At 64.9% G+C, this 25490-nt stretch carries 24 protein-coding genes; 8 read left to right on the top strand and 16 right to left on the bottom strand.

The genetic code is table 11. The annotated features are described in order from the left end of the window. Positions 1–51 precede the first annotated feature (51 nt). The 4 genes from ACIQT2_RS11575 to ACIQT2_RS11590 form a co-directional block, all read right to left on the bottom strand. Entirely contained in the window at positions 52–1029 is a 978-nt protein-coding gene (locus ACIQT2_RS11575) for a TAXI family TRAP transporter solute-binding subunit (RefSeq protein WP_402946438.1), read from the bottom strand. Next, positions 1022–2428 carry an ATP-binding protein gene (locus ACIQT2_RS11580; RefSeq protein WP_402946440.1) on the bottom strand — a complete coding sequence of 469 codons (1407 nt, stop codon included), beginning with the start codon at positions 2426–2428 and terminating at the stop codon, positions 1022–1024. The genes ACIQT2_RS11575 and ACIQT2_RS11580 overlap by 8 nt, the downstream gene beginning before the upstream one ends. After that, positions 2425–3087, bottom strand: coding sequence for a response regulator transcription factor (locus ACIQT2_RS11585; protein ID WP_402946442.1), 663 nt, complete (start codon positions 3085–3087; stop codon positions 2425–2427). The genes ACIQT2_RS11580 and ACIQT2_RS11585 overlap by 4 nt, the downstream gene beginning before the upstream one ends. 286 nt (positions 3088–3373) lie before the next feature. Next, positions 3374–4753 carry an MFS transporter gene (locus ACIQT2_RS11590; RefSeq protein ID WP_402946444.1) on the bottom strand — a complete coding sequence of 460 codons (1380 nt, stop codon included), beginning with the start codon at positions 4751–4753 and terminating at the stop codon, positions 3374–3376. A 414-nt stretch (positions 4754–5167) separates the two neighbouring features. Between ACIQT2_RS11590 and ACIQT2_RS11595 the strand changes: the two genes are divergently transcribed. After that, complete coding sequence (locus ACIQT2_RS11595; protein ID WP_402946446.1) at positions 5168–5695, top strand: methyltransferase family protein; 528 nt, start codon at positions 5168–5170, stop codon at positions 5693–5695. A gap of 56 nt (positions 5696–5751) precedes the next feature. On the opposite strand, the gene ACIQT2_RS11600 is transcribed toward ACIQT2_RS11595, so the two are convergent. The 3 genes from ACIQT2_RS11600 to ACIQT2_RS11610 are packed head-to-tail and all read right to left on the bottom strand — an operon-like array spanning position 5752 to position 7741. Next, positions 5752–6186, bottom strand: a complete 435-nt coding sequence (locus tag ACIQT2_RS11600; RefSeq protein ID WP_402946447.1) for a hypothetical protein — start codon at positions 6184–6186, stop codon at positions 5752–5754. Further along, the gene (locus tag ACIQT2_RS11605) at positions 6183–7082 is read right to left on the bottom strand and encodes a TIGR01777 family oxidoreductase (RefSeq protein WP_402946449.1); all 900 of its coding nucleotides are present in this window, start codon (positions 7080–7082) and stop codon (positions 6183–6185) included. The genes ACIQT2_RS11600 and ACIQT2_RS11605 overlap by 4 nt, the downstream gene beginning before the upstream one ends. Beyond that, positions 7079–7741 (bottom strand): TetR/AcrR family transcriptional regulator, encoded by a 663-nt coding sequence (locus ACIQT2_RS11610; protein ID WP_402946450.1) that lies wholly within the window; start codon positions 7739–7741, stop codon positions 7079–7081. The genes ACIQT2_RS11605 and ACIQT2_RS11610 overlap by 4 nt, the downstream gene beginning before the upstream one ends. Positions 7742–8039: 298 nt before the next feature. On the opposite strand from ACIQT2_RS11610, the gene ACIQT2_RS11615 reads away from it, so the two are divergent. Then, positions 8040–8750 carry a queuosine precursor transporter gene (locus ACIQT2_RS11615; protein ID WP_400336120.1) on the top strand — a complete coding sequence of 237 codons (711 nt, stop codon included), beginning with the start codon at positions 8040–8042 and terminating at the stop codon, positions 8748–8750. Between the two features lie 91 nt (positions 8751–8841). Here ACIQT2_RS11615 and tgt read toward each other — a convergent pair whose 3' ends face one another. The 8 genes from tgt to ACIQT2_RS11655 form a co-directional block, all read right to left on the bottom strand. Beyond that, a complete protein-coding gene (gene tgt, locus ACIQT2_RS11620; protein ID WP_402946452.1) occupies positions 8842–10146 on the bottom strand; it encodes a tRNA guanosine(34) transglycosylase Tgt in 1305 nt (434 codons plus the stop codon). 69 nt (positions 10147–10215) lie between these two features. Further along, the gene (locus ACIQT2_RS11625; RefSeq protein WP_402946454.1) at positions 10216–10923 is read right to left on the bottom strand and encodes an SRPBCC domain-containing protein; all 708 of its coding nucleotides are present in this window, start codon (positions 10921–10923) and stop codon (positions 10216–10218) included. A gap of 62 nt (positions 10924–10985) precedes the next feature. Then, positions 10986–12047, bottom strand: coding sequence for a DUF6707 family protein (locus tag ACIQT2_RS11630; protein ID WP_402946456.1), 1062 nt, complete (start codon positions 12045–12047; stop codon positions 10986–10988). 73 nt (positions 12048–12120) lie between these two features. Further along, entirely contained in the window at positions 12121–12660 is a 540-nt protein-coding gene (locus ACIQT2_RS11635; RefSeq protein WP_400270579.1) for an NUDIX hydrolase family protein, read from the bottom strand. Positions 12661–12738: 78 nt separating this feature from the next. After that, positions 12739–13347 carry an RraA family protein gene (locus ACIQT2_RS11640; protein WP_402946458.1) on the bottom strand — a complete coding sequence of 203 codons (609 nt, stop codon included), beginning with the start codon at positions 13345–13347 and terminating at the stop codon, positions 12739–12741. Continuing rightward, positions 13344–13733: a RidA family protein gene (locus ACIQT2_RS11645; protein WP_400336110.1), complete on the bottom strand. Its 390-nt coding sequence runs from the start codon at positions 13731–13733 to the stop codon at positions 13344–13346. Before ACIQT2_RS11645 ends, ACIQT2_RS11640 begins: the two co-directional genes overlap by 4 nt. Beyond that, entirely contained in the window at positions 13730–15094 is a 1365-nt protein-coding gene (locus tag ACIQT2_RS11650) for an MFS transporter (protein WP_402946461.1), read from the bottom strand. The genes ACIQT2_RS11645 and ACIQT2_RS11650 overlap by 4 nt, the downstream gene beginning before the upstream one ends. A gap of 157 nt (positions 15095–15251) precedes the next feature. Further along, positions 15252–16463, bottom strand: a complete 1212-nt coding sequence (locus ACIQT2_RS11655) for a PucR family transcriptional regulator (protein ID WP_402946463.1) — start codon at positions 16461–16463, stop codon at positions 15252–15254. A 164-nt stretch (positions 16464–16627) separates the two neighbouring features. Here ACIQT2_RS11655 and ACIQT2_RS11660 point away from each other — a divergent pair, with 164 nt between their 5' ends. Genes ACIQT2_RS11660 through ACIQT2_RS11680 form a run of 5 tightly spaced genes read left to right on the top strand, consistent with a single transcriptional unit; the run spans position 16628 to position 23979 of the window. Beyond that, entirely contained in the window at positions 16628–17959 is a 1332-nt protein-coding gene (locus tag ACIQT2_RS11660) for an MFS transporter (RefSeq protein ID WP_402946465.1), read from the top strand. Then, positions 17956–19575: a thiamine pyrophosphate-dependent enzyme gene (locus ACIQT2_RS11665; RefSeq protein WP_402946467.1), complete on the top strand. Its 1620-nt coding sequence runs from the start codon at positions 17956–17958 to the stop codon at positions 19573–19575. Before ACIQT2_RS11660 ends, ACIQT2_RS11665 begins: the two co-directional genes overlap by 4 nt. 17 nt (positions 19576–19592) lie before the next feature. Continuing rightward, positions 19593–20990: a gamma-aminobutyraldehyde dehydrogenase gene (locus ACIQT2_RS11670; RefSeq protein WP_402946469.1), complete on the top strand. Its 1398-nt coding sequence runs from the start codon at positions 19593–19595 to the stop codon at positions 20988–20990. Between the two features lie 8 nt (positions 20991–20998). Beyond that, entirely contained in the window at positions 20999–22714 is a 1716-nt protein-coding gene (locus ACIQT2_RS11675) for an amidohydrolase (protein WP_402946471.1), read from the top strand. A gap of 8 nt (positions 22715–22722) precedes the next feature. Beyond that, entirely contained in the window at positions 22723–23979 is a 1257-nt protein-coding gene (locus ACIQT2_RS11680; RefSeq protein WP_402946473.1) for a M20 family metallo-hydrolase, read from the top strand. Here ACIQT2_RS11680 and ACIQT2_RS11685 read toward each other — a convergent pair. Further along, the gene (locus ACIQT2_RS11685) at positions 23976–24680 is read right to left on the bottom strand and encodes a hypothetical protein (protein ID WP_402946475.1); all 705 of its coding nucleotides are present in this window, start codon (positions 24678–24680) and stop codon (positions 23976–23978) included. The genes ACIQT2_RS11680 and ACIQT2_RS11685 overlap by 4 nt on opposite strands. An 86-nt stretch (positions 24681–24766) precedes the next feature. Between ACIQT2_RS11685 and ACIQT2_RS11690 the strand changes: the two genes are divergently transcribed. Further along, entirely contained in the window at positions 24767–25372 is a 606-nt protein-coding gene (locus ACIQT2_RS11690; RefSeq protein ID WP_402946477.1) for a YdeI family protein, read from the top strand. The last annotated feature ends 118 nt before the right edge of the window (positions 25373–25490 follow it).

Here is a 25490-nt window from a genome sequence, read left to right on the forward strand (position 1 = left end):
TTTGCCAGTTTCCTGGCGGTGCCTCGATTTCCAGCCCGAAGGACTGGTTGCCTAGCCGTGCAGGGCCCGGTAGGCAGCCGCCGCAGCAGGGTGCAGGGGAACGCCGGCCGTGTTGATGAGCGTCTCCGGGCTGAGGAACTGCACACCGGCACTGGAAGCGGGTACCAGGTCCCGGGCATGCTCCACGAGCAGTTCCACCGTGCCCGTCGCCAGTGCATCAGGTAGGTCGCGCCGGCAAAGCAGGAGGTTGGCCACGCCTACGGTCCAGACCGCGGGGGCCTGGCCGTAGCTGTTGGCGGGGATCAGTACGCGGTCGTAGAAGAAGCCGGACTGCGCCCTGGTGGCCGGGATGATGCTGGAGAGGTCCAGCAGCCGAAGTCCGGTGTCCTTGGCGGCAGCCACGACCGGTGCCGTGGGTACACCTCCGGATTGGATCATCACGTCGATTGAACCGTCCTGCAACGCCGCGAGGGCTTGGTTCAGGCCAAGGTTTACTTGCTTCAGGGCGCTGTCCGGAGCCTGTTCCGACCCCAGCCCGGCAGCGGCAATGATCCTTGCGGCGGTGAGGGTGGTCCCCGAGCCAACCTCACCTACGGCTGCGGTCCTGCCGCCCAGCTCGGAAAATGATCGGATTCCGCTGTCTTCCCGGACGATGCAGTGGACGTAGTTTTCGTACACCTTTCCGAGAGCCACCAAGCCGTCGCCCCGCTCGTGGGCAGCAGCTTCGACCACCGCGGTATCAGCCAAGGCGACGGCGAGTGTCGCCTCTCCGGACAGCACCCGCCTGACGTTGTCCAGGCTTCCTCCGGTGACCACGGGTGTCGCGGTCCCGGCGATGCCCTCGCGTTGCAACAGCCCGGCCAACAGGGTGGCGAACTCGAGGTAGAAGCCCCCCGACTCGCCGCCGGCAACGGTCAGCTGCTGCGGCTTCGGCTCCGGAGTGCAGGCGGCCGCGGGCAACAGGAGTCCGCCTGCGCCGATTGTCAGCCCGGCCCGCAGCACGGCCCGCCGCGGCATCAGTTCACGCATCGGGTCCGCCTGTGAATTCCAGCCGCGCGGCCAGTCCTCGCGGCTCCCGGGAATCCAGGAACAGCATGCCGTCGTTGGCCTCGGCCAGGCGTTCCACAATGGTCATGCCCAGGCCGTTCCCGGGAATGTTGCTGTGCTGCGGCGCCCGCCAGAACCGCTCTGTGGAAGCGTCGCGCTCCTCGGCGCTGAGGCCTGGACCGTCGTCGGAAATGACGACGGCGGCGCCTCCTTGGGTGGGCCGGGCCGAGACGGCGATGCGGCCGCCGGGAGCGTACTTGATGGCGTTGGCCAGGAGTTCGCCCACCATTTGGCCCAGCTCTTCCGGGTCGCAACGGATGGCAAGTGGCTCACCCGGCTGTGCCAGGGTGACGGTGCAGCCTGCCCGTTTCGCCGCGGGTTCGGCACGCTCCACTTCGCCTTGGAGTACGGGTATGGGGTCAATCACGCTTTGCCGTCGGTGCTCCGGCTCCTGCGCTGTTCCAGCAGCCCCAGCGGCGGCGCGGTGTTCCGCCGCAGCCAGCTTCAGCACGCCGTCGAGCATGAGTTCCACGCGGTCCAGTTCCGCAACGACTCCCGCCGCGGCGGCCTCCCCGGGAGTGTTACGCAGTTCGAGTTGCAGCAGGTCGATCCGCAACCGCAGGGCACCCACCGGGTTGCGCAGTTGGTGGGAAGTATCGGCGATCAGTTGGCGCTGCGAGGCCATGCTCGCGCTGACCGTGTTGGCCATTGCAGTGAACGAGCGGCTGAGCTCGCGCAGTTCCGGCGGACCGGCCTCGGGGAGTTGGCTGGTTTTCCCCGTTTCTTCGAGTTCGTGGACCGCCTTGCTGAGCCTGTGCACCGGCCGCAGCACCCAGCCGGTGACCCGCGCCGCCGCCATCAGCAGCACTGCGAACATCGCCAGCGCCGCAAGCCCGACGACGAACCACCGCTCCCGTAGTTTCGCCCTGGCAGCGCTGGGGTCGACTTCCAGGACGGTTTCGCCGAGAACCTGGCTGGCCGTGCCGAAGGACCGCGAAATGGTTTCCGTTCCGGTCTCGAAGGGACGGACCGTGCTGACTGTGGTGTCGCTGAGGTTGAGGCTGGCCCGGCTGATGGCCTCTTTCACGTCCGGCCGGTCCTCATCGAGGTTCCCGGACCGCAGCGTTCGTTCCTGCAGCCGGATCAGGATTCCTTCACCGTAGAGCTCGGAGTACCGGTCCATTTCGCGCTGGAGTTGGGTGGTGTCATTGTCAGCGGAGGCGTCGTTGGCCAGCTGGGCAAAGCGGTTCAGGGCGGCCACGCGGTTGATCTGGACCTCTTGTGTGAGTTCGCGGCCGGCCGAGCTCAGGATCACGCTGGACACTGTCACCACAATGAGCACGGCGATCACACTCAGGATGCCCAGCACACGGACTTTCATTCTTGCTCCACGCGATAGCCCACGCCTCGGACGTTGATGATGAAGCCCGGGATTTTGAGCTTGGCCCTGAGCCCGGTCAGATGGACGTCGAGCGAGCGGGAGTGCGCCAGGAATGCGTCACCCCAGAGGGCGTCGAGGATCTGCTCGCGCGTGACCACGGATCCTGCGTTTTTTGCGAGCAGGGCGAGGAGATCGAATTCCGTGGCGGTCAGGGACAATTCGCGGTTCTCGACGGCGGCTACCCGGCGGTCGACGTCTATGGTGAGGGGACCGAGCAGGATCTGTTGGGGAGCGCTGGGGCCGGAACGGTTGGTGCGACGGGTGACCGCTTCGATCCTGGCGAGCAGCTCCACGAGCTTCACGGGTTTGACCAGGTAATCGTCGGCTCCGGACCGCAGGCCCAGGACCACGCTCCGCTCATCGTCCCTCGCCGTGAGGATGAGGATGGGGGCGTGGGTGACCTGGCGGAGCTTGCGCAGGACGTCCAAGCCGTCCATGTCCGGGAGGCCCAGGTCCAGGAGGATCACCTCGTGGTTGCGGTGGTCCAAGAGCGCGTCCTCCCCACGGGAAACCCGGGTGGGCTTGTGTCCTGCCGAAGCAACCGCGGCACCGAGGGCCGAGGCCATGGCGTCGTCGTCCTCGACAATGAGCACGTGCACGGTGGGTGTTCTCCTTGCTGCGGCGATTGGTCCGTCTTGGAGGTTACTCCTTTCCCGGAGCGTCCGCCCCTCCGACGGGCCCGCAAGGCACCCAACCCCGGCAGCCGCCGTCGTACATCCCCAACGCTCTCTCACCTTTTGGCGTCTTTTGGGCAACGCTCTCTCACCTTTTGGCGTCTTTATCGAAACCCTCTATCACCCACCCACGGCACTTAACCCTGAGAGGCCCGCTCTGCGCCCTTCCCAACAAACAAAGGGCGCAGAGCGGGCCTCACAACGGGGGGCTTTAGGCGTCCACGAGGTCCTTCTTGTCCCCGCGACCATCCCACGCGTGGCCCTGTTCCGTGTCCAGGTGCGTCGCCTTCTTGTTCTTCAGCGCGAAGACATACACCAGCAGCGAGATGAAGATTGCGGCAGTGACGTAGGTGAAGAAGAGATTCTCCTGACCGGCCTTCTGCAGCGCAGCGCCGATCAGCGGAACCGTGCCGCCGAACAGCGAGTTGGCGATCGCGTAACCCAGCCCAACGCCAAGTGCGCGGATGGACGCCGGGAAGAGCTCGGCCTTCACCAGGGCGTTGATCGAGGTGTAACCGCCGACCATCAACAGTCCGCCCATCATGAGCAGGAAGGCCATCAACGGATCCTTGGTGCCGGCAAGCATGGAGAGCAGTGGCCACGTGAAGAGCACGCCCGTCACGCCGAACCACACGAGCAGCGGCTTGCGGCCGATCTTGTCCGAAATCATGCCGTAGACCGGCTGCAGGAGCATGAAGATGAACAGCGCCCAGAAGTTGATGACGGAGGTGTCGGTCTTGGGGATGCCGGACGTATCGTTCATGAACTTCAGGATGAAGTTGGTGTACGTGTAGAACGCCACCGTGCCGCCGAGCGTGATGCCAATGCAGATCAGCAGCGGCTTCCAGTGCTTGGTGAACAGGAGCTTCATGGTTCCCGGCTGTGCCTCGCCCGCAACCTTGACATGGGCTGCGCGGAGCTGATCTGCGGAAATCGTTTCTTCCATGGACCGGCGAAGCCAGAGCACCACGAGCGCAGCGACACCACCTACGGCGAATGGAATTCGCCAACCCCACTCAGTCAGGGCTTCCTTGGTCATGGTGTTCTGCAGGATCACGAGCACCAGGAGGGCCAGCATCTGTCCGCCCACCAGCGTCACGTACTGGAAGCTCGAGAAGAAGCCACGCCGTTTCGCCGTTGCAGCCTCCGACATGTACGTGGCGCTTGTCCCGTACTCACCGCCCACGGAGAAGCCTTGGACCACGCGGACAAAGACCAGCAGAATCATTGCCCACAGGCCGATCACGTCCTGTGTCGGCAGGATGGCGATGGCAAAAGAGCCCGCGGACATCATGGTCACGCTCAGCGTCAGCGCGGCCTTGCGGCCCTTACGATCTGCGTAGCGGCCGAAGAACCAGCTGCCGATGGGTCGCATAAGGAACGACGTCGAGAAGACCGCCATCGCTTCGAGGCCCGCCTGGAGATCGTCCGAGGAATTGAAAAAGTGCGACTGGAAATACGCCGCAAACGCCGTGTAGACGTACACGTCGAACCACTCCACGAGATTGCCCGCGGAGCCCTTGAGGATGTTGCCCACGGCCTTGCGGGTTTGGGCCGCCTCGCTGAGGGGCGCAGCTTGTTGGGTGCTCATCAATGAACCTTCCTGGCCGGCTGCGCACGCGGCAGCCGTGTCTTTCATGAGTTCGTTCTGTCCATGAAGCTCGTGCTCATGGCGTCCTTGCGCATGGCTCTTCGTCGACTAAGAAAGGCCCTCTTGGGGGTGAAGAGGACGTATTCCAAACTATGGGTGATGCACGGCACAGCCAACGCAGGAGGTGATTTCCTAACACTTCCTTAGGTTTCAGGGTCGCGTTTGGCGACGCACGACGGCGGCACGCAGCTTGGGCGCCCGACGCCCTTAAGGCTGTGGTCCCCCCGACGCTCTCTCACGGAATCGCCCTTTGGGGCGGACGCTCTCTCACCGATTGGCTGGTGTGGGCGGTCGCTCTCTCGCTTCGGGCACTCGCCATGGCATTCCTGGAAAGCCAGGAATATGGTTCATGCCATGACCATCGCTCGGAGGGCAGCACTCGTCCTGCAACGGGAGGCAGCCAGCGTCCCTTTGCCACCTGGACAGGTGGTCGGGTTGGTGTTGGATGTCGTGCTCGGTCGGCTTTATCCGACACGCGTCGCACCCATGCGGGGCATGCGCAGGATTGCCGGGGTGATCGTGGTTGCCGCAGGAGTGGGAGTTACCGCGTGGGCCGTTGCAGAACGCCGTCGCCACACAAAGGGCAACTTCGTTTTAGGACGTCCCGAGGAGTTGGTGACCAGTGGTCCTTACGCGGCGAGCCGGCATCCCATGTACCTGGGATGGTGGCTGATCCATGCGGGCGTGGCGATTTTCCGAGGTTCCTCCTGGGCCCTTGCGACGTTACCTGCTGGGATCCTCGTGGAACACCTCGGGGCTTTGTGGGAGGAAAAGGTGCTCCTCGAGGAGTTCGGTCCTACTTACGCCGAGTACATGCAGGCAGTGCCGCGTTACGTTGGCAATCCCGTGAGCAGGCGGATGCGCGTCGATGAAGCACGGTGAGAGAGGGCTTAGGAGAAGGGGTCATTCGGTGAGAGAGGGTTGGGTGGAAAGGGTGGTTAGGTGAGAGAGGGTTGGGGGTTGAGCTTGACGAGCTTCCACACTGATAACCGGCCCATACCCGCGGCCAAAGCAATGGGCAGGCTGAAAAGAGTTGCGCCCAGGCTTGAGAAGCCGCCGAAGGGTACACAGATCAAGGCGCCGGCCGCGAAGAATGCGGCAACGTGAAACCACTGATTGCCAACGCGACGAAGAGCCAATCCCAGGACGGCCCCTACCGCGGTGCCGATGAATGCTGCGGGGATGGCCGCGTAGATGAAGAAGATCAATGCCCAACCCGGAGCCTGCATGGTCAGCAGTAAGCTGAAGACCACATAGGCAACCAGGACACCGACCGCGAGACCCTTGCCGGTCAAAATTACGCGCTCCCGAGAGTCGTACTGTGTTGGCCGCGGCTCGGCCAAAGCTATCTCGTCGTCGTCCCAGTCGTTCATGACTTTGCCGCCGCGATCTCGTTGAGGGCGCCCGCCAAGGACGGGTGTCCAAAGGCAAACCCTGCGTCAAGCAACCTGCGTGGCTCCACCCAGCGGCTCTTCAAGACGAGCTCCGTCTCCGTGCGGATCATCACCGCGCCCAGCTCCAACAACCACTTCGGCGTCGGAAGCCCGAACGGCACACCGAGGCTTCGTCGAACCAACGACATCAGTTCGCGGTTCTCCACAGGGTAAGGCGACGCGGCGTTGACGGGACCCGTAAGCTCGGGCTGGTCGTGGATGAACAACACGGCCCGGAACAAGTCCTCCACATGGATCCAACTGAACTTTTGTGTGCCCGGACCCATATGTCCGCCCAAGCCCACGCGAGCCAGATTCCGGAAGGGTCCCATCACGCCACCGGTCCCACCCAAGACAATGGCGATCCGAAGCGGCACCTTCCGGGTGGCCGGCACGACAGCCGCGGCCAGTTCGTCCTCCCACGCACGGGCCACGGAAACCGAGAATCCGCTGCCGAGTTCCCCCGCCTCTTCCGTTTGCGGCCGGTCCTCCGCATGCCGGTAGATGGTTCCAGTGCTTGCGTTGATCCACGTCCGCGGAGGTTCGTCGCAGCGGGACAACGCGACCCCCAATGACCGCGTCGTCAGCACCCTGGATTCCAGGATTTCCCGACGGTTCCGTTCGTTGTAACGGCAGTTCACGGTCCGTCCGGCGAGGTTCACCAGCACTTCGGCGCCGTTCAGCACCCTGGCCATGCCGCCGTCGTCGTTCCATTGCGCGTCAGCCGAAACATCGCGACCAATGGTCCGCACCTGCCATCCTTCCTGAACGAACCGCCGCCGAAAGTAGCTGCCGATGAACCCCGAAGCCCCAGCGAGCACCACCGTCCGTGTCATGAGTCTTCCCTGACGTTGCGGACCAAGCCGAGGACGTCGTCGAACACCTTGCTGACACCCGGAATTTTCGCCAGCGACAGCCCGCGGGCCACCAGCGGCGCCGCGCCGTCAATCAGTTTGCGCGTGCGGCGTTGGTTCTCGGACCGGTCGTACACCCAGAACAGCGCGATCCCCATGTGGGCGAGCCACAGCAGTTCCGGGAGGTCGGCGCGCAGCTTCTTCGCGACGGCGGGTGAAGAACCGTCGACGGCGGAGCGGAAGATCGCGAGCGAAGCGTCCCGGGCGGCGGTGGACGCCTCGCCGAACGGATTGACGGGCGACGTCGGCCGGATCGCCGTCGCGATGAAGTCGGAACCGAACTGGTGGTACGGCGTCATGACGTCGATGCCGCTGTGGAGGACTGCTTTGAGGCGCCCGGCCAAATCATGGACGCCTTCGAGGGCTTTCGCCGCTGCGACAGCGTGCTCGTCCTGCACTTGGAGGTAGAGCTCCTGGACCAGATCGTCCTTGGAGGAGAAGTAGTAGTAGGCGTTGCCGACGGACACGCCTGCCTCTTGGGCGATGGCTCGCATGGTGGTCTTCTCGAAGCCGATTTCGCGGAACATCTTCAGTGCGACGTCGGCTACGAGTTGCCTGGTCTGTTCGCTTTTGGCGGCCATGGCTCCTCCGAGCAGGTTTTGAACGTGTTCAAGAATGAGTATGCCACGACTTCTGAACGTGTTCAAAAAGGAGGTGAGAGAGGGTTGGGCGGTTGGGGTGGTTTGGTGAGAGAGGGTTGGGCGGTTGGGGTGGTTTGGTGGGAGAGGGCCGGCGGGGATGGGTGGTTTGGTGAGAGAGGGTTGGGGAGGTGGGAGAATGTAGCTGGTGACGGGCCGGATGCCCCACCAACCACAGTGCTAATACAGCGGGGCGGCCCAGAAACGAGCGCCTGCGCGAACCACTACGAACGGATGACCCATGCCCTCGCCCTCAGGCTCCAGCACGTTGAGCAAACCAGCTCCCCGCTTTGCCTCTATCGGATCTCCCTACTTCGGCATCATGCTGGCGGTCATGGCCGTGGTGCTGATCCTGTCCAACATCGGCGCCTCCAAGGGTGTGGTGCTCGGCCCGATCATCACCGACGGCGGGTTCTTCCTGTTCCCGCTGGCCTACATCCTGGGCGACGTGATGAGTGAGGTCTACGGGTTCAAGGTTGCCCGCAAGGCCATCATCACGTCCTTTGCGCTGAGTGTGTTCGCGTCCCTCTGCTACTGGGTGATCATCATCCTTCCCGGCTTCGACGACGAGTACGGAACCGCCAAGCAAGCAGCCATCGAGGGCGCACTTGGCCCGGTTCCGCAGATCGTCCTGGCTTCGCTGCTCGCCTTCCTCGCCGGCCAGACCATCAACTCCTGGATCCTCGTGAAGATGAAGGAACGCACCGGAGAAAAGACCCTCTGGGCCCGGCTCATGGGTTCCTCTGTGGTGGGCGAATTCGTGGACACGCTGATCTTCTGCAGCATCGCGGCCTCGGTGATCGGCATCTCGGATGCAGGCTCGTTCGTCAACTACGTCCTGGTGGGCTTCGTCTACAAGACGGCCGTCGAGTTCATCTTCGTGCCCATCACCGTGCTCGTAGTGGGTTGGATCAAGAAGCGCGAGCCGAGCTACGGAGTAGTCGCAGCGTAAGCCCACGCCGGGTTCGCTGAAACGGTGCCCAGCCGCTGGAAGTTTCCCAGCCTCCAAGCACGTTTCCGGCGAACCCGGCGCCCACCAAAGGCTACGAGTAGTACCGCCCCAACGTCTCGGCCTTGAACTCGAAGAAGTCTCCGGACTCGATGGCCAAACGGGCGTCGTCCACCATCTTCACCACGAACCGCTCGTTGTGGATGGAGATGAGCGTCGCCGAAACCATTTCCTTGGCCTTGAACAGGTGGTGGATGTAGGCGCGGGAGTAGTTCAGGCACGCGTAGCAGTCGCAGCCTTCCTGCAGCGGCCCGAAGTCCTTCTTGTACTTCGCCCCGGACAGGTTGAACCGGCCGTACGGGGTGTAGAACGCGGAGTTCCGGGCCACGCGGGTGGGGGAGACACAGTCGAAGGTGTCGGCACCGTTCTCAATGGCCGTGAAGATGTCGTCCGGCTCGGAGATCCCCAGCAGGTGCCGGGGCTTGTCCTCGGGAAGTTCCTCGTTGCACCAGCGCACGATGGTCCCCAAGTTCTCCTTCTCCAGCGCCCCGCCAATTCCGTAGCCGTCGAAAGGCATGGCGCCGAGGTCGCGGCAGGCCTTGCGCCGCAGGTCCTCGTACTGGGCTCCTTGGATCACGCCGAACAACGCCTGGTAGGGCTTGCCCACCCGGGAGGCCGTCAAGGAGAAGTGCTCGTCCAGGCAACGCTGGGCCCACAAGCGCGTACGTTCCAGCGATTCTTCCTGGTACGCCCGCGAGTTCTGCAGCGTGGTCAGCTCGTCGAAGGCAAACATGATGTCCGCGCCGATCTGGTGCTGGACCTGCATGGAGATCTCGGGGGAGAACCTGTGCTTGTCGCCGTTGAGGTGGGACTTGAACCAGACGCCGTCGTCATCGATGTGCGCCAGGCGTTCCTTGCCGGGTGCCACGGCGTCATCCGGGCCGGAAGTATCCACATTTTTCATGTCGATGACCTTCTTGAACCCCGAGCCCAGGCTCATCACCTGGAATCCACCGGAGTCGGTGAAAGTAGGCCCGGACCAGTTCATGAACGCGCCGAGGCCTCCCGCGGCGTCGAGGATTTCCGGCCCGGGCTGCAGGTACAGGTGATACGCGTTCGCCAAGACCGCTTGCGCACCGAGGTCCGCGATCGACTCGGGCAGCACGGCTTTGACAGTGGCTTTGGTTCCGACGGCGATGAACGCGGGCGTCTGGATGGTTCCGTGCGGCGTGCTGATGGTTCCGGTCCGGCCCAGGAACCCGCCGCCGTTGGCGTCCACCAAAGCGCCCGACGGCGACGACGTTTCAGTCAGTCGCTGGCCCACCGAGAAGGAGAAACCGGACGCAGGATCGGAAACGGCAGAGGGAACGGATGAGGGCGAAGACGCGGAAGCTGGCACGCTACCAAGTGTGCCAGCTTTACCGCGGGTAACTTACCCGGCAGACCCGGGAGTGCCCGGCAGCAACCATCAGGACCCGGAGCCTGAGTCCTTCCACTTGTCCCACGAGGACCGGATGTCCGCCAAAGTGTGCGCCCCCAAATCGTAAGTGGAGGCAATCACCATGGCGCCGCCGTCGGGCCTTTTCTCCGGAATCGCCAGCTGTTCGGCGACGATCAGCAGCCCATCGCCGTGTTCGGCGTAGCCGTGCACGGTGACGCCAACCTGGTGCCGGCTCTTGAACCAGACCTTCCCGGAAATCGACTCGCCGGTGGTCAGTGTGAGTGAGTATTCGTCGCCGACCGGCGGAAGATCGCCCAACCCCAATTTCTCAATGGCCGACCCGCCACCGGAGACCGAGACGAAGTGCGTCCGGCGCTTGCCGTGCGGGTGGCGTTCCAGGGTGAAACGGAGCTGGTTCAGGAAAGTGAGCCAGCCTTGGGTGATGTCCTCGTCCCATTCGGCCCACTCAGAGTCGTGGTCCAGCGCGGCGCGCGTGACCTTGACTTCGGTGCCGCCGGAGACAGGATGGAGCTCGAATTCATCGCCGCCGCGAACGGTCAGGCTGGTGTGGTCCGGTCCTTCCACGACGCTCGGATCAAAGTAGATTTGTTTGATTTCGTCGGTCAGCTCGTCGGTTTCCCAGCCGTGCCATTGGGCCACCAGCGACGGTTCGCGCAGCATCGTCCAAACTTGCTGCGCGTCAGCATTAATCACAACGCTCAGATTGTTCGTCATGGCCCTGAATTTACCGCCGTTTGGGTGCCCATAACAGGCCTTGCACTTCCGCAGGTAGAGGACTAGGCGCGCACCGCTTCGAGTTCGTTCGCGATCCGTCGCCCGAGTTCGTCTTCGGCGATGGTCTTCGAACCGCCATGAGCCCGGAGAAACATCAACGCTTCGAGCCGCAGGAACCGCCACTCACGCTCGGCGTCGCGGTTCCCGTTGTCCATGGCACGGAAAATTTCCTTGTCGTAGAGGTTGGGCTCGTTCAGGGAACGCTGGCGGACCCGCGCGTTGACGAGTGCCTTGAACGGGTCCGCTTCCTGGGACTCGGGGGCGCGAAGCAGTTTCTCGTAGACGGCGGCCCGCTCCGACTGGCCGGCTTCACGGCAAATGAAGCTGGACAACGCGAGGGCCCGTTCGATCGATGCCCAGCGGTCCAGGTTCCCGTCGAACGGAAGCACGTTCAGCAGGTCCGCGACTTCAAGGGAATGGTCGGGGTCGCGCAGCACGATGCAAAGGTCGAAGGCGAGGTCGCTGAGGTCGCGGAGGCAGCTGCCGGACTTGGTGTTGATGCCCTTGGCCAGCCGCTCGGCCAGCACCTGCACGCCGTTTTTGCCCTTATGGTCGGCCACCGCGGCGCGCACCACGGCCTCCGGCGTTCCATTCGGTTCGGGAATCAGGGCGAGGTCTTCGGCGGTGGGGCCGGTAAAGGCGGGTGGGTCCGCCGGGCGGGGAGGTACGACGACGGCGGGTTCCGGCTCTGCGCCCGGTCCGAGGTCCGTCGGGGTACTGGAGCCGAGGTCGCCGCCGGCCGCCTCGCCGCCGGCCGCTTCGCCGCCGGCCGCTTCGCCGCTGGCCGCCTCGCCGCTGGCCGGCTCGCCGCCGGCCGCCTCGCCGCGTGGCCCGGAAGGAACTCCGTCTCCCACAGGAACACTGGACCCGACAGCGATCCGCACCGTACCGGCGTCGTACGTGGTGACCAGCAGCAGCGCGGCAACGCCGTAATCGTCGTTCTGGACCTCAACGGAGGCGATTTCCTCGGCCGGACCGTCCCCGGGAAGGTACACGAAATCCCCGGTTTGCAGGTCCCCAGCCTGCTTTTCGCGGTATTGCTGTGAGGCTGGGCTGTGAGTCATCGGAAGTCCTTTGGTTCTCGTGCGGTCCGCCGTCCAGTCTACAAAAGCGGACCGCCAATAACCTGAGGACCCGCTAGGCGACGATGCCGGAGAACGCCAAAGCCTGGCGGACCAGGTTCCCGCGGCCGCCTTCGAATTCCTGCTGGACGCCGTCGCTGAGGACTTCCTGCGGGGTCATCCAGGTGAGTTCCAGCGCGTCCTGGCGTGGTTCGCATTCGCCGGTGACCGGGATGATGAACACGAGCGACACCGCGTGCTGGCGGTCGTCGGTGAATCCGGTCTGGGAGGGCGCGGGGAAGTACTCGGCAACCGTGAACGGCACCGGGCTGATGGGCAGCTGTGGGAAAGCCAGGGGGCCGAGGTCCTTTTCCATGTGCCGCAGGAGGGCTGCACGGATGGTTTCGCGGTAGAGGACCCGGCCGGAGACGAGGTAGCGCACCATGTTGCCGTCGGCGTCGCCCTGCAGGAGGGTGCCCACTTCGTTGACGTACCCGAGCGGATCCAAGCGGACGGGGACAGCCTCCACGTAGACCATGGGGAGGCGGCCGCGGGCTTCGAAGAGGTCCTCATCGGAAAGCCAGCCTGGATACGGGTCGGGTGTACGTACGCTCATGGTTAAGTTCTACCCCATCACCAGCCGAAGTTCCGTTGAGGCCTTGCCCGGCGCTGTGGCGTTACGCTCTCGGCGGTATTACAACGCAAGGATTGACTCGAGGGGGTGGCCGGAGGCAAGGCGCGCAAGGATGTCCGGCTCGGCCTCGTCCGATGCCAGCGCCTTGTCCAGGACTCCCCGGGCCGCTTCGGGTGAAAGTACGATCACCCCGTTGTCGTCGCCAAGCACCACATCACCGGGGTTGACCTCCACTCCACCGCAGCGCACCGGGACGTTCACCGCCGAACCCGTACCGCGAAGCCGTTTGGTGGTGAGGCACGTGGTGCCGCGGGCAAAGACGGGCAGCCCGGCCTCCCGCAGTTCCAGGACGTCCGTCGCCATGCCATCAACCACGACGGCGGCGGCACCTTGGGCGATCGCCGCGGCTGCCGTGACGGCACCGACGGGCGCATGGCGATGGTCGCCCAGCATGTCCACTACGAGCACATCTCCGGGCCGCAGGGCCAGAAGGGCGCGGTTCATGGCGATGGCATCGTGGTCCGCGATCCGCACCGTAACGGCGGCTCCGGCGACCTTCACGTTCTCCAGCAGGGACTGGATGGCCGGATCCACGAAGCCGTCCTCGAGGAAGTGGCCGATGGTGGGATAGCTGACTCTCTGCAGGTCCTGGAGCAGTGTGGTGATCATGCTGCCACCACAGCAACACACTCGATCTCGAGGGACACGCCCCAGAGGCTCACGCACACGGTGGTCCGTGCAGGCTTGGCGTCGCCAAAGTACTCCACATAAACGCGGTTGTACTCCTCAAGCTGCTCTTCGCTGGTCAGGTAGGTGTTCACCTTGACCACGTGCTGCAGGCTGGAGCCGGCTGCTTCCAGGACGCCGGCGAGGTTTTCGATGGTCTGGCGGACCTGCCCCTCGAACGTGCCGGGTTGATCGTCCAGGCCTGTGATCGCCGGGATCTGGCCGGAGGTGAACACGAAACCGTTGGCAATGACCGCTGGGGAGAAAGGCCCGACGGCGGGCGCCTGGCCGGGGATGCCGGCCAGGCGCTCGATGGTGGTTGCGGTCATTTGGCTGCCACGGCTTCCGCTGCAGCCTCGGCCGGCGCTTCCTCGACGGAGTCGATGTTGCCGTGCCGGGTCTCGGTGAGGACGAAGAGCGCTGCCAGGGAAAGGATGGCCGCCGCCATGATGTACCAGGCGATCGAGGAGCTCTGGCCGGTCATGCCCAGGAGCCAGGTGGTGATGAATGGCGTGGCGGCGCTGCCCAGGAGCCCGGAGAGCATGTACGCCACGGACAAGCCGGAGTAGCGGACCTTGGAGCCGAACAGCTCTGCCAGGAAGGTGGCGATGGGGCCATAGTTGGCCGCGAATGCCGTCATCATCGCAAGGTAGGCCACGAACAGCAGCGCCACCGATTTGGTGTCCATGAGCCAGAACATCGGGAAGGCGAGGGCGGCTTCGGCAGCGACTCCGGCGTAGATGATGGGCTTGCGGCCGTACTTGTCCGAGAGCTTGCCGAAGAAGGGAATCAGGACGAAGCACAGGGCACAGGCGGCCAGGACAACCCAGAGCATGAGGCTCTCGGAGTGGCCCAGTTCCTTCTTTCCGTACGAGACTCCCGATGCCACCAGGAGCGTGAAGGTACTGCCGGTCGAAAGCGTGGCCACGCCGCCCAGGACAACCTGCTTCCAGTACTTGGCCATGAGGGAGGCAAACGGCATCTTGGCCTTGGCCCCGGCGGTCTTGACGGCCTGGAAGGACGGGGTCTCTTCGATGTTCAGACGGATGTAGATCCCGACGGCCACCAAAAGGACGGAGGCCAGGAAGGGGATGCGCCAACCCCAGGAGTGCAGGGCATCGGTGCTGATGCTGGAGGCCACGATCAGGAAGGCAACGTTGGCGATCAACGTGCCAGCGGGAACGCCAACCTGGACCAGGGACCCATAGAAACCACGGCGGGCCGGGGGAGCGTGCTCAACGGTCATGAGCACCGCGCCACCCCATTCGCCGCCGAGGGCCAGGCCCTGGATGACGCGAAGGAGGAGGAGCAACAGCGGGGCCATGATGCCGATGCTCTGGTAGTCAGGCAACAGGCCAATGGCGAACGTCGCAGCGCCCATGGTCAGGAGCGAGACAAGCAGCATCGACTTGCGGCCAAGCCGGTCACCGAAGTGGCCGAAGATGATGGCACCCACCATGCGGGCGATGTAGGCCGAAGCGAAGGTGCCGAAGGCGAGCATGGTGCCCACGATGGGGTCGAAGCTGGGAAAGAAGATCTTGTTGAAGACCAGCGCTGACGCTGTTCCGAAAACGAAAAGGTCGTACCACTCGACGGTGGTGCCAATAACGCTGGCGAGGGCAATCTTGCGCATCTTGGCCAAGTCCAGCCTGGCTGTGGATGCGGAGTCGGTATCTACCGTTTGGGCCATCAGAATCTCCGGATGGGGTGCGGGGACGAGTGTCCGGTGCAAGGTAGCTACAACTATTCTGTGTTGCCGATCACAGCTTCAATGGCATAAATCCCAGCAAAAACGGGCCGGGAATGTGAGAACACACATCGGGCTTTTCCGGAATCAGAACACGGCACTACGCCCAGGCCACCACCAGCCGGGCTGCGCTCGCCGGCACTGCGAGGTCAATTCCGGTCAATTCCTGGAAGCGGTTGAGTCGGTTCAGGATGGTGTTCCGGTGGCAGAACAACTGCTCCGAGGTCAGGGTGACATTGCCCGTGGTCAGGTAGTTTCGAACGGTCTCCAACAGGCGCTCGCGCTCGCCGCCCTTGCATTCAGCCAGGGCGTCCTCGAGTTCGGCGGCAAGGTCCAGTCCGGCGTCCTGCAGGTTCTGTTGCGCCAGCCGAGCCCATGCTGAGCCAGCGGACAGCGGACCTGCATCGCGTGGCCGGAGCAGCGCGGCGAGGCTTTCCGCTGTCCGGGCCGCTGCCGGAAGGGCCCGCAGTCCCAGGACTTCGGGAACGTAGCCACAGGGGACGTCCACGACGCCGGGCGGCAGCTGGTGTCTTTCGGCGTCGGGTCCGTGAAGCTCGCCGCGGTTTTCCGGAGCCCTTGACCGGAGCGGCGGCAGGGTCCAGAACACGTAGGTATTTCCGCCCGACTCGTGCAGGAACAATCGCTGCCGGGAGTGCTGGTTCGATCCGAACTGCGACGCGGCAGCCCGGAGCCGTGCCCCGGGATCGCCGCTCGCAGCCACCAGGGCAAACCGGGATTCCGGGTTGATGCCCAGGGCCGAAGCTACTTGCGCGGAGGTCTCCAGGGACGGCGTGCTCTGGTTGAACAGGCGGGCGATGAACTCTCGCTGGATGCTCGACTCTTCCTGGGCCATGCGCACGCGTTCGGTGAGGTAGCTCGTGTGGGTCCGGGTGGCGAACTCGTCCACCACCCGCCACACCTGGTCCACCCTGGAGGCCAAGAGGATGGCGTCCTCCGGCTTGGCAATCTCCAACAACTCGGCCCACAGGATGCTGAAGTCCAGGCGTACCGCGGACGTCAGGGACTCTGGAGGAATGCCTGCGCGGGCGCGCTTGGAGCCGAGGTCGGAGGCGAAGTCCAGCAGTCCGTCGCTGCTGTCAGTTGTGCCGTTCTTGAGCCCACGGATGAGGCGCCGGAACGTTCCGCGGGCAGTCTCGGTGATCTCCTGGATAGTCACTTGGCTCTCGCCGTATTCGGGGATTTCCCGGACCCTGGCGGTAAACGCGCGGGCCAGTTCATCCAGCCGTCCATCCAGCTGATCCACCAGTTCCGTCCAGCGCTGGGGGTGCCCCGACGTTTCAAGATTGTGCATTCACACATCCTAGCGGCCCTTTTGCGTGATGTATCGCTAGTTATTTTGGGAAAAACTACTGGCACTATGGAATGAGTCACTGTGGAGTGAACCCCCTCACAAGCATCCACACCACCTTCCGGGCACCCAACGCCCGGTCCCGTTTTCGCACTTTTGGAGCAACAATGGCAAGCACCGTCAGCGGAGCCGCGGGCGTCAGCCCCACGGCAGCACGCGTCGTCGATGAAAGCGTCACCAAGAAGGTGGCCCTCGCTGCCCTGGTGGGCACGGCGCTGGAATGGTACGACTTCTTCCTCTTCACCACAGCCGCTGCGCTGGTGTTCAACGCACAGTTCTTCGTCTCGCAGGACCCGTTCGTCGCAGCAATGGGCTCCTTCGCAACGTTGGCTGTTGGCTTCGTGGCCCGCCCCATCGGTGGCTTCATCTTCGGCGCCCTCGGCGACAAGGTGGGCCGCAAGAAGATCCTCATGGTCACCATCGTCGGGATCGGCATTGTCACCGGCCTCATCGGCCTGCTTCCGAACTACATGACCATCGGCCTGGCCGCCCCCATCCTCCTCGTGGCGCTGCGCATCGTCCAGGGCCTCGCCGTCGGCGGTGAGTGGAGCGGCGCGGTGATCATCGCCGTCGAGAACGCTCCAGTGGAGAAGCGTGCCCGCTACGCGGCGCTTCCGCAGGTGGGTTCGCCCATCGGCACCATCCTGTCCTCGGGCGGTTTCTTCGGCATGCTCTTCCTGGTGGGCCAAACCAACTTCGACGCCTGGGGCTGGCGCATTCCCTTCATCGCAGCTATCCCGCTGCTGGCCGTCTCCCTGTGGATCCGCAGCAAGCTCAGCGAGTCGCCCGAATTCGAAGCCCTCATGGAATCCGGCGAAACAGAGCACGCACCCATCCGCGGCGTCCTGAAGAACAGTTGGCGGCAAATCCTGGTGGGCATGTGCTCGGCTCTCCTGGGCATCGGCGGCTTCTACCTCATCACCAGCTTTGTGGTCTTCTACGGCACCAAGGTCCTCAAGCTGCCCTCCGAGTTGTTGCTCCTGGGCACCCTGCTTGCCGCTGCCCTCGAAATCGGCGCGCTCATCTGGGCCGGCCGCCTGGGCGAGAAATTCGGCGCCAGCAAGGTCATCCTCTGGGGTGGCGTTGCCTCAGCCCTCATCGCAGTCCCGGTGTTCCTGGCCATTGACAGCCGCAATCCCGTGCTGGTGGTCCTGGGCATGATGATCGGCGTCGCTGTCCTGTCCATCCCGTACGCCGTCTCAGGCACCGCGTTGACCGCCCTCTTCGCCACGAAGGTGCGGTACACCGGCGTCGCCATTACCTCCAACACGGCAGGCGTCATCTCCGGCTTCGTGCCGCTGATCGCCACGGCCCTGGTGGCCACCAACAACTCCTTCTGGCCGGGCGCCATCATCCTGCTGGTCGTTTCCGCACTGACCGCCCTCTCCGGATTGTTCCTCCCACGCCTTTCCATCGAAGAAGAAGGAATGAAGCATTGAGCACCACCACTGCGGGCCACCTGATTGTTGGCCAACTCGAACGGGCAGGCATCAAGCGTGTGTACACCGTGCCGGGCGAAAGCTTCCTGGATGTCCTTGACGGATTGCACGGCTCACCCATCCAGAACGTCGTGGCCCGCCAGGAAGGCGGCGCCGGGTTCATGGCCCTCGCCGAAGGCCGCCTGACGGAACTTCCAGGCGTGGCCATGGTGACCCGCGGTCCGGGCGCAGCAAACGCGTTCATCGCCATCCACACGGCCCACCAGGATGCCACGCCGCTGATCCTGTTCGTCGGCCTGATCCCGGTCGCAGACCGTGGGCGGGAGTCGTTCCAGGAGTTCGACATCAACGCCTGGTTCGGCAGCACCGCCAAGAAGGTGGTCACGCTCGACGACGCCGCTTCCGCAGCACGCGTGGTGGACGACGCCATCTTCACCGCCCTCAGCGGGCGTCCCGGACCCGTGGTCATCGGCCTTCCGGAGGACGTCCTGGTGCACGTCGTCGAGGACGCCACGGTGGAACCCCGCACGGTCGCCCGCCCGGAGCCGACCGTCGCGGACCTTGCCGCGTTGAAGCAGACGCTGGAGCAGGCGCGCAAGCCGCTCATCGTCGTCGGCGGCGAAGGCTGGACCCAGGAGTCAGGCGGGCAACTGGCCGCCTGGGCGAGCCGTCACAACATCCCGGTGGTGGCGGACTTCCGTGCCTACGACGCCGTTCCCCACCGGAGCGACGCTTACGCAGGCTTCCTCGGATACGGCCGCAGCGACGCGAACGCCCAGCGCCTGGACGACGCCGATCTGCTGGTCTTTGTAGGCTGCGTCCGCGGCGACGTCCTCTCCGACGGCTACCAGCGGGGGCTCAGCGCCGAGACCATTGTGGTCAACGCAGACGCGAACCTGTTGGGCCACTTCGGCCGGGTGGACCAGCACATAGTTGCCGATGTTTCGGCGTTTGCGGGTGCCCTCGCCGCCGTTGACGCTGCCGTGGAACCGCAGGAAGGCTGGTTCGCGACCGCCCGCGCCGAGCAACTGAAGTTCTCCACGCCAACCCCCGACGGCGGCATCGGCGTCGATCTCGGCTTCGCCATGGAGCTCCTCAAGAAGGAAATGGCCGACGACGCCGTCCTCACCTTCGGTGCCGGGAACCACGCCCTGTGGCCGGCGCGCTACCTTGAGCACAACACCGCCAACTCCCTGGCCGCTCCCCGTAATGGCGCCATGGGTATGGGTATCCCGGCCGCAGTGGCAGCGTCGCTCGCGTACCCGGGCCGGCAGGTCATCTCGGTAGCAGGTGATGGTTGCTTCATGATGAACGGCCAGGAAATCGCCACGGCCATGGGCTACGGCGCGCAGTTCATCGTGCTGGTGGTGGACAACGGCATCTTCGCCACCATCCGTGAGCACCAGGAAGCGCACTACCCGGACCGTCCGTCCGGAACGCACATGACCAACCCGGACTTCGCCGCGCTGGCCCGCTCCTACGGCGGTTACGGCGAGCGGGTGGACCGCACGGAAGACTTCGCAGCCGCGTTCCGCCGCGCCGTCGACTCCGGCCTTCCCGCGTTGCTGCACTTGCCGCAGGACCCCACGACGCGTTCGCCCAAGACGTCCAACTAAGAGTCAGGACCTTTTTCGTGATTCAGCTCCAGAACATCATCAACGGCGAGTCCGTCTCCGCGCCGGAAACTCTCCCGTTCTTCGACCCCACCACGGGCGAGCAGATCGGTACCGCTCCGGACAGCGACGCCGCCACGGTCGACGCCGCGTTCCAGGCCGCTGCCGCGGCTTTCAAGAGCTACAAGCGCACGACGCCGGGCACGCGCCAGTCGCTGCTGTTGCAGCTGGCGGACCTGATCGAGGCCAACGTTGACCGGTTGCTCGAAGCCGAAGTTGCCTGCACGGGCAAGCCGGCGACCCTCACCCGCGAGCTCGAAATTCTCCGCGGTGCCGACCAACTCCGCTTCTTTGCTGGAGCCTGCCGGGTGGTTTCGGGCACGGCACAGACCGAGTACGTCGAAGGATTCTCTTCGACCATCCGGCGGGAGCCGATCGGCGTGGTCGCCCAGATTACTCCGTGGAACTACCCGTTCATGATGGCCATCTGGAAGATCGGCCCGGCCTTGGCAGCGGGCAACGCCCTGGTCCTCAAGCCTGCCGACACCACCCCGTGGTCCACTGTGGTGCTGGCTGAACTGGCCCAACAGGTGTACCCGGCCGGTGTGGTCAACGTGGTGTGCGGCGGCCGCGAAGCCGGGGCTGCCATGGTGGACCACGAGATTCCGGAAATGGTGTCCATCACCGGATCCACGCGGGCCGGTGCCCAGGTGATGTCCGCAGCGTCCAAGACCCTCAAGGACGTCCATTTGGAGCTCGGCGGCAAGGCACCCGCGGTGGTGTTTGCCGACGTCGATATCCAGCGGACCGCACGCGAGATCGCCCTGGCCGCCTTCTTCAACGCGGGCCAGGACTGCACGGCCGTGACCCGCGTGCTGGTCCACCAGGACATCCATGCGGAGTTCGCCGCGGCTTTGGCCGATGCTGCCTCGGCTCTTCGTGTTGGCGAGGACCTTGGCCCGCTCAACAGCGCCGCCCAGTTGGAACGCGTGGAGGGCTTCATGTCCCGCCTTCCCGCGAACGCGCAGGTCCTGGCCGGTGGCAAACGCACCGGAACCGGGTACTTCTTCGAACCCACGGTGATCGACGGCGTGTTCCAGACCGATGAGGTGGTGTGCGACGAGATCTTCGGTCCCGTCCTGACCGTCCAGCCCTTCGCCACGGAAGAGGAAGCCCTGGAGCTCGCCAACGGCACCAAGTACGCCCTGGCCTCCAGTGTCTGGTCCGAGAACCACGGTGTGGTGACGCGCGTTTCCAATGAGCTCGACTTCGGTGCTGTCTGGATCAACTGCCACCAGGTCATCCCGGCCGAAGCGCCGCACGGTGGCTTCAAGCACTCCGGTACCGGCAAGGACCTGTCCGTGTTCGGGCTCGAGGACTACACGCGCATCAAGTCCGTCACCACGTCCCACCGCTAGAAAACGCCATGAAACTCGATCTCCTCCTGCGCAACGCAGACATCATCACCATGGACCCGGACCGGCCCACCGCCAGTTCGCTGGGCATCTGGCAGGGCCGCATCGTGGGCCTCGAAGAGGACCTGTCCGGTGTGGAAGCCACCCAGGTTTTGGACCTCGGCGGCGCGACGCTAACTCCGGGCTTCATCGACGCCCACTGCCACACCACGTGGTTCGGACTGGGACTCGCGGAACTGGACGTGTCCGGTGCCCGGGGCCTGGAGGAACTGTATTCGCTGCTGCGGGACGCAGTCACGGACGGCGGTGGAACCAAAGGCGAGGGCTGGCTTTTCGCCACCGGCTTCAGCCAGACCCAGCACGGCGGGCTCTTCCCGGACATCACCGAGCTCGACCGCATCACCGGGGAGCGGCCGCTGTTCATGCGCCACAACTCCGGGCACATGGCCGTGGTCAACACGGCCGCGCTGCGGCTGGCAGGAGCCCACTCGCCGTCGTTCCCCGATCCCGACGGCGGTGCCATTGTCCGCGACGCAGCGGGACGTCCCACGGGACTCGTCCAGGAGACGGCGCAGGAACTCATCCAGCAACTGATCCTGCCGTACGCGCTGGAGGACATCGAGGCGGCCCTTGAACGGGCCACGGCGTACTACGCCTCGGAGGGAATCACGAGTTTCACCGAAGCCGGGGTGGGCGGAGGCTGGATCGGGCACAGCCCGGCCGAACTTGCCGCCTACCAACGGGCTGCCGGGAACGGGCGCCTGCACGCCCGGGCACAGGTGATGCCGGTACTGGATGTGCTGCACCCCCTCGATGGACATACCTCGGACAGTCCCGATGCGGCTCCCGCCGGACTGGACCTGGGGATTTCCACCGGATTCGGCGGCGACTTCCTGTCACTCGGGCCGGCGAAGGTGTTCCTGGACGGCTCGCTTCTGGGTGAGACGGCTGCCGTGAGCCACGAGTTTTGCAGCCACGGGCACAAGGACAACCGCGGCAATGTGGGCTACTTCCAAGCCGACCCGGCGCAACTCCGGGAACGCATCGAATCCGCCTACGCCGCAGGATGGTCCATCGCGGCCCACGCCATCGGAGACCGGGCCATCGACCTGGCCCTGGATATCCTCTCGGATTGCCAGGCCACCTACGGCCCACGGCGTGTGCCCAACAGGATCGAGCATGCCTCCATGACCCGGCCGGAGCAGCTGGACAGGCTCGCGGGAGCAGGCATCGCCGTCACCCCACAGGCCAGCTTCTTCCGCGACGGCGGAGATGGCATGACTGCTTCGCTCGGGCTGGAGCGCCTTCCGTGGGCGTACCGGGCAGCGAGCTTCCTCGAAGCCGGAGTCACGCTCGCAGGCAGCTCCGACAGGCCGGTCGCCGATGGGAACGTCCTGCGCGGGATGCAGGCGTTCGTGGACCGTCGCACGGAATCCGGCGCGGTCTTCGGCAATCCGGCCGAGCGGCTCACGCCGTTGCAGGCCCTGGCGGCCTACACGAGCGGAGCCGCCGAGGCCACGGGATCGCTGGACGTGAAAGGGACCCTCACACCCGGCAAGCTCGCGGACTTCACAGTCCTCTCGGCCTCTCCTTTGGACGCACCCGACATCAGCCAACTGCGCGTCCTGGCCACCGCCGTCGGAGGCCGTTTCACCTACCAATCAACCGACTTCCACACTGCGCCGGCGTCGCTCGTTCCAGCCGGCCAGTCGCACCACAGCCTTTAGGGGAGACCATGACAACCACAGCCAGCTTCACCGCCCAGGACACCGCTTTCGTGCAGGACTTCCGGACCATGAGCGTCTTCGGAGCCACTGAGAACGGCGGCGTGGACCGCCAGGCCGCCACCGTCCCCGACGGCGAACAGCGCCGCTGGCTCACCGGCCTCCTCGAGGAGCACGGCTTCACCGTGAAGTTCGACCACGCAGGCAACCAGTGGGGCCTCTACGAAGCCGTGCCCGGTGCGCCGTTCGTGGTGGTCGGCTCGCACATGGATTCACAGCCGACGGCGGGACGTTACGACGGTGCGTACGGCGTCCTCGCTGCCGCCCACGCTGCGTTCCGATTGGTGAGCCGCTGGGAAGCCGGCGCCGAGGCACCCACTTTCAACCTCGCCGTCGTCAATTGGTTCAACGAGGAAGGCAGCCGCTTCAAGCCGTCCATGATGGGCTCCTCCGTCTACACCGGAAAACTGGAACTCGAGGACGCCCTTAACACCAAGGATGCCGCAGGGGTCACCGTGCGGGACGCGCTGGATGCGATCGGCTGCCGCGGCTCGTATGAAGGGCCGGAGGCTGCCTACTGCGCCGAGATCCACATCGAGCAGGGCCGCAGCATGGAACGCGAGGGCATCACCATCGGCTTGGTGAGCTCCAACTGGGCCGCCAACAAGTACGAATTCGTGGTCCACGGCGAGCAGGCGCACACCGGATCCACCGTGATCGCGGACCGTAAAGACGCCCTGCTCGGGGCTTCGATGCTGGTGGTTGCTGCCCGTGAACTCGCCGACCGTTTCCCTGGCGTCCTGCACACCTCCGTCGGCCAGCTCAACGTCTACCCGAACTCGCCCGTGGTGGTTCCGTCCCGCGTGAACCTGCTCCTTGACCTGCGCAGCGCCGACGAAGCCGTGCTGGCCGAGGCCGATGCCCTGCTGCACACCCGCATTGCCGAGATCGAGCAGGCGGCCAACGTCTCCGTGGAGCAGCACCACTCGCACTCCTGGGCCGTGACGCCGTACCAGCCCGAAGGGGTGGAGTTGGCAGCCAAGGTCGCTGCCGATCTGGGCCTGTCGAACAAGGAGGTCATGACCCTCGCCGGTCACGACTCCACCAACATGAAGGACCTGGTTCCCACCGTGATGCTGTTCGTGCCCAGCGTGGACGGGATCTCGCACAACGAGCACGAGTACACCACGGACCAGGACATCGTTGCGGGGCTGACCATGCTCACCGAGGTGGTCCGGCGGCTTTGCGACGGGGCGTTGGAGGACTAGGTACCCGTCACCACGATCGACGCCGGCGCGGAGCCGGCAGCCGCGTCCGGGTTGGCGACGTACAGCACATCGTCCTCGATCCTTGAGTCGATGCCCGCCCCGTGGAGCCTGTCCAGTAGTGGTTCCAGGCCGCCGTCGTACTCGAAAGCCAGGTCGCCGGACGCGGGCTCCGCGCCGTGCACCACCCGCAGGATGCCGCCGTTCTTGGTAGTGAAAGTAGCCGACTCGTCGGTCGAGGAGCGCTGCCGCGCGCCAATGTTGCGGAGCTCCTGGGCGGAACCCACGACGTCGGGACTCACCCACGTGGCCACCACGGCGAGTGCCGGGTCGGCTTCGTCAGAGGTCGCCCAGGTTCCGTCGGCGGCGCGTTGGGCCGGGTCGGCCAGGAAGGTGAAGCCATCCCGTGCCGTTACTTGGACGGTTTCCCCGTGGGCTGCCTCGGTGACGTCCGCGATGGTTCCGTCGTCCCTGGTCCGCCGGGCGAACTCGTCCAGCACGCCCACCTCAACGCCGAACATGGTGGTGCCATCGTCCGGCTGGGTGGATTCGTGCGCCACCCTGTGCAACGCGAGGCGGCCCGATCCGGCGTCGAACTCCCACCAGTCCTTGTCCGCCTTGGTGACCACCAGGCCAAGAGCCTCAAGCAGTTCGGCCCACGGTTCCGGCCGGGAGGTGAAGTGGATGGGGCGTGCTCGCAGCATGGATCCTCCTGGGCTGGTTCCCGGCAATTCGCGGCTTCCGCTCCCAAGCATATGCCGAAAGCACGGATTCACAGCAGAATGGGGCCATGCCCATCGAACTTGCAGAACTGATCGTCAAAGACGCGGACCAATGGCGCGAATGGTTGTCCGATCACGCGGCAGAGAGCCGCGGCGTGTGGCTGGTCCTCCACAAGAAGGGCGGCAACGTCACCGAGCTCGATTACGACGCCGCCCTTGACGAGGCTCTCTGCTTCGGGTGGATTGACGGGCAGGTGAAGAAACGCGACGCCGAGAGCTACTTCCAGCGTATGACCCCGCGCGGCGCCAAGAGCATCTGGTCCGCCCGGAACGTGGGGCACATTGCCCGTTTGGACGAGGCCGGGAGGATGACCGCCTCCGGATGGGCCGCCGTCGACGCCGCCAAAGCCGATGGGCGCTGGGAGGCAGCCTATGCCGGGCCGGCCACCATTGAAGTGCCGGAGGATCTGGCCGCGGCCATTGCCGCCGTTCCGGAGGCCCAGGCGATGTTCGAGGTCCTGACATCGCAGAACCGCTTCGCGCTGATCCACCGGACCAACTCGGTGAAGCGTGCCGAGACGCGAGCCAGGAAGATCGCGGCCTTCGTTGAAATGCTGGCCCGGCACGAAGCCCCGTACCCGCAGAAGAAAAGTCCCGCCTCCCCGCCCAACTAGGTCGCATTTGTGCGCGTTTTGACGGGGCGGAGTCATAGGGTCGTTGCAACGCTCTGATTGATGGAGCGTGTTGTGGTCAGGAATTTTTCGTTGGACGCCCGGCGGGAGTTTGTTGATT

Source organism: Paenarthrobacter sp. NPDC090522 (assembly GCF_044769225.1).
GTDB lineage: Bacteria > Actinomycetota > Actinomycetes > Actinomycetales > Micrococcaceae > Arthrobacter.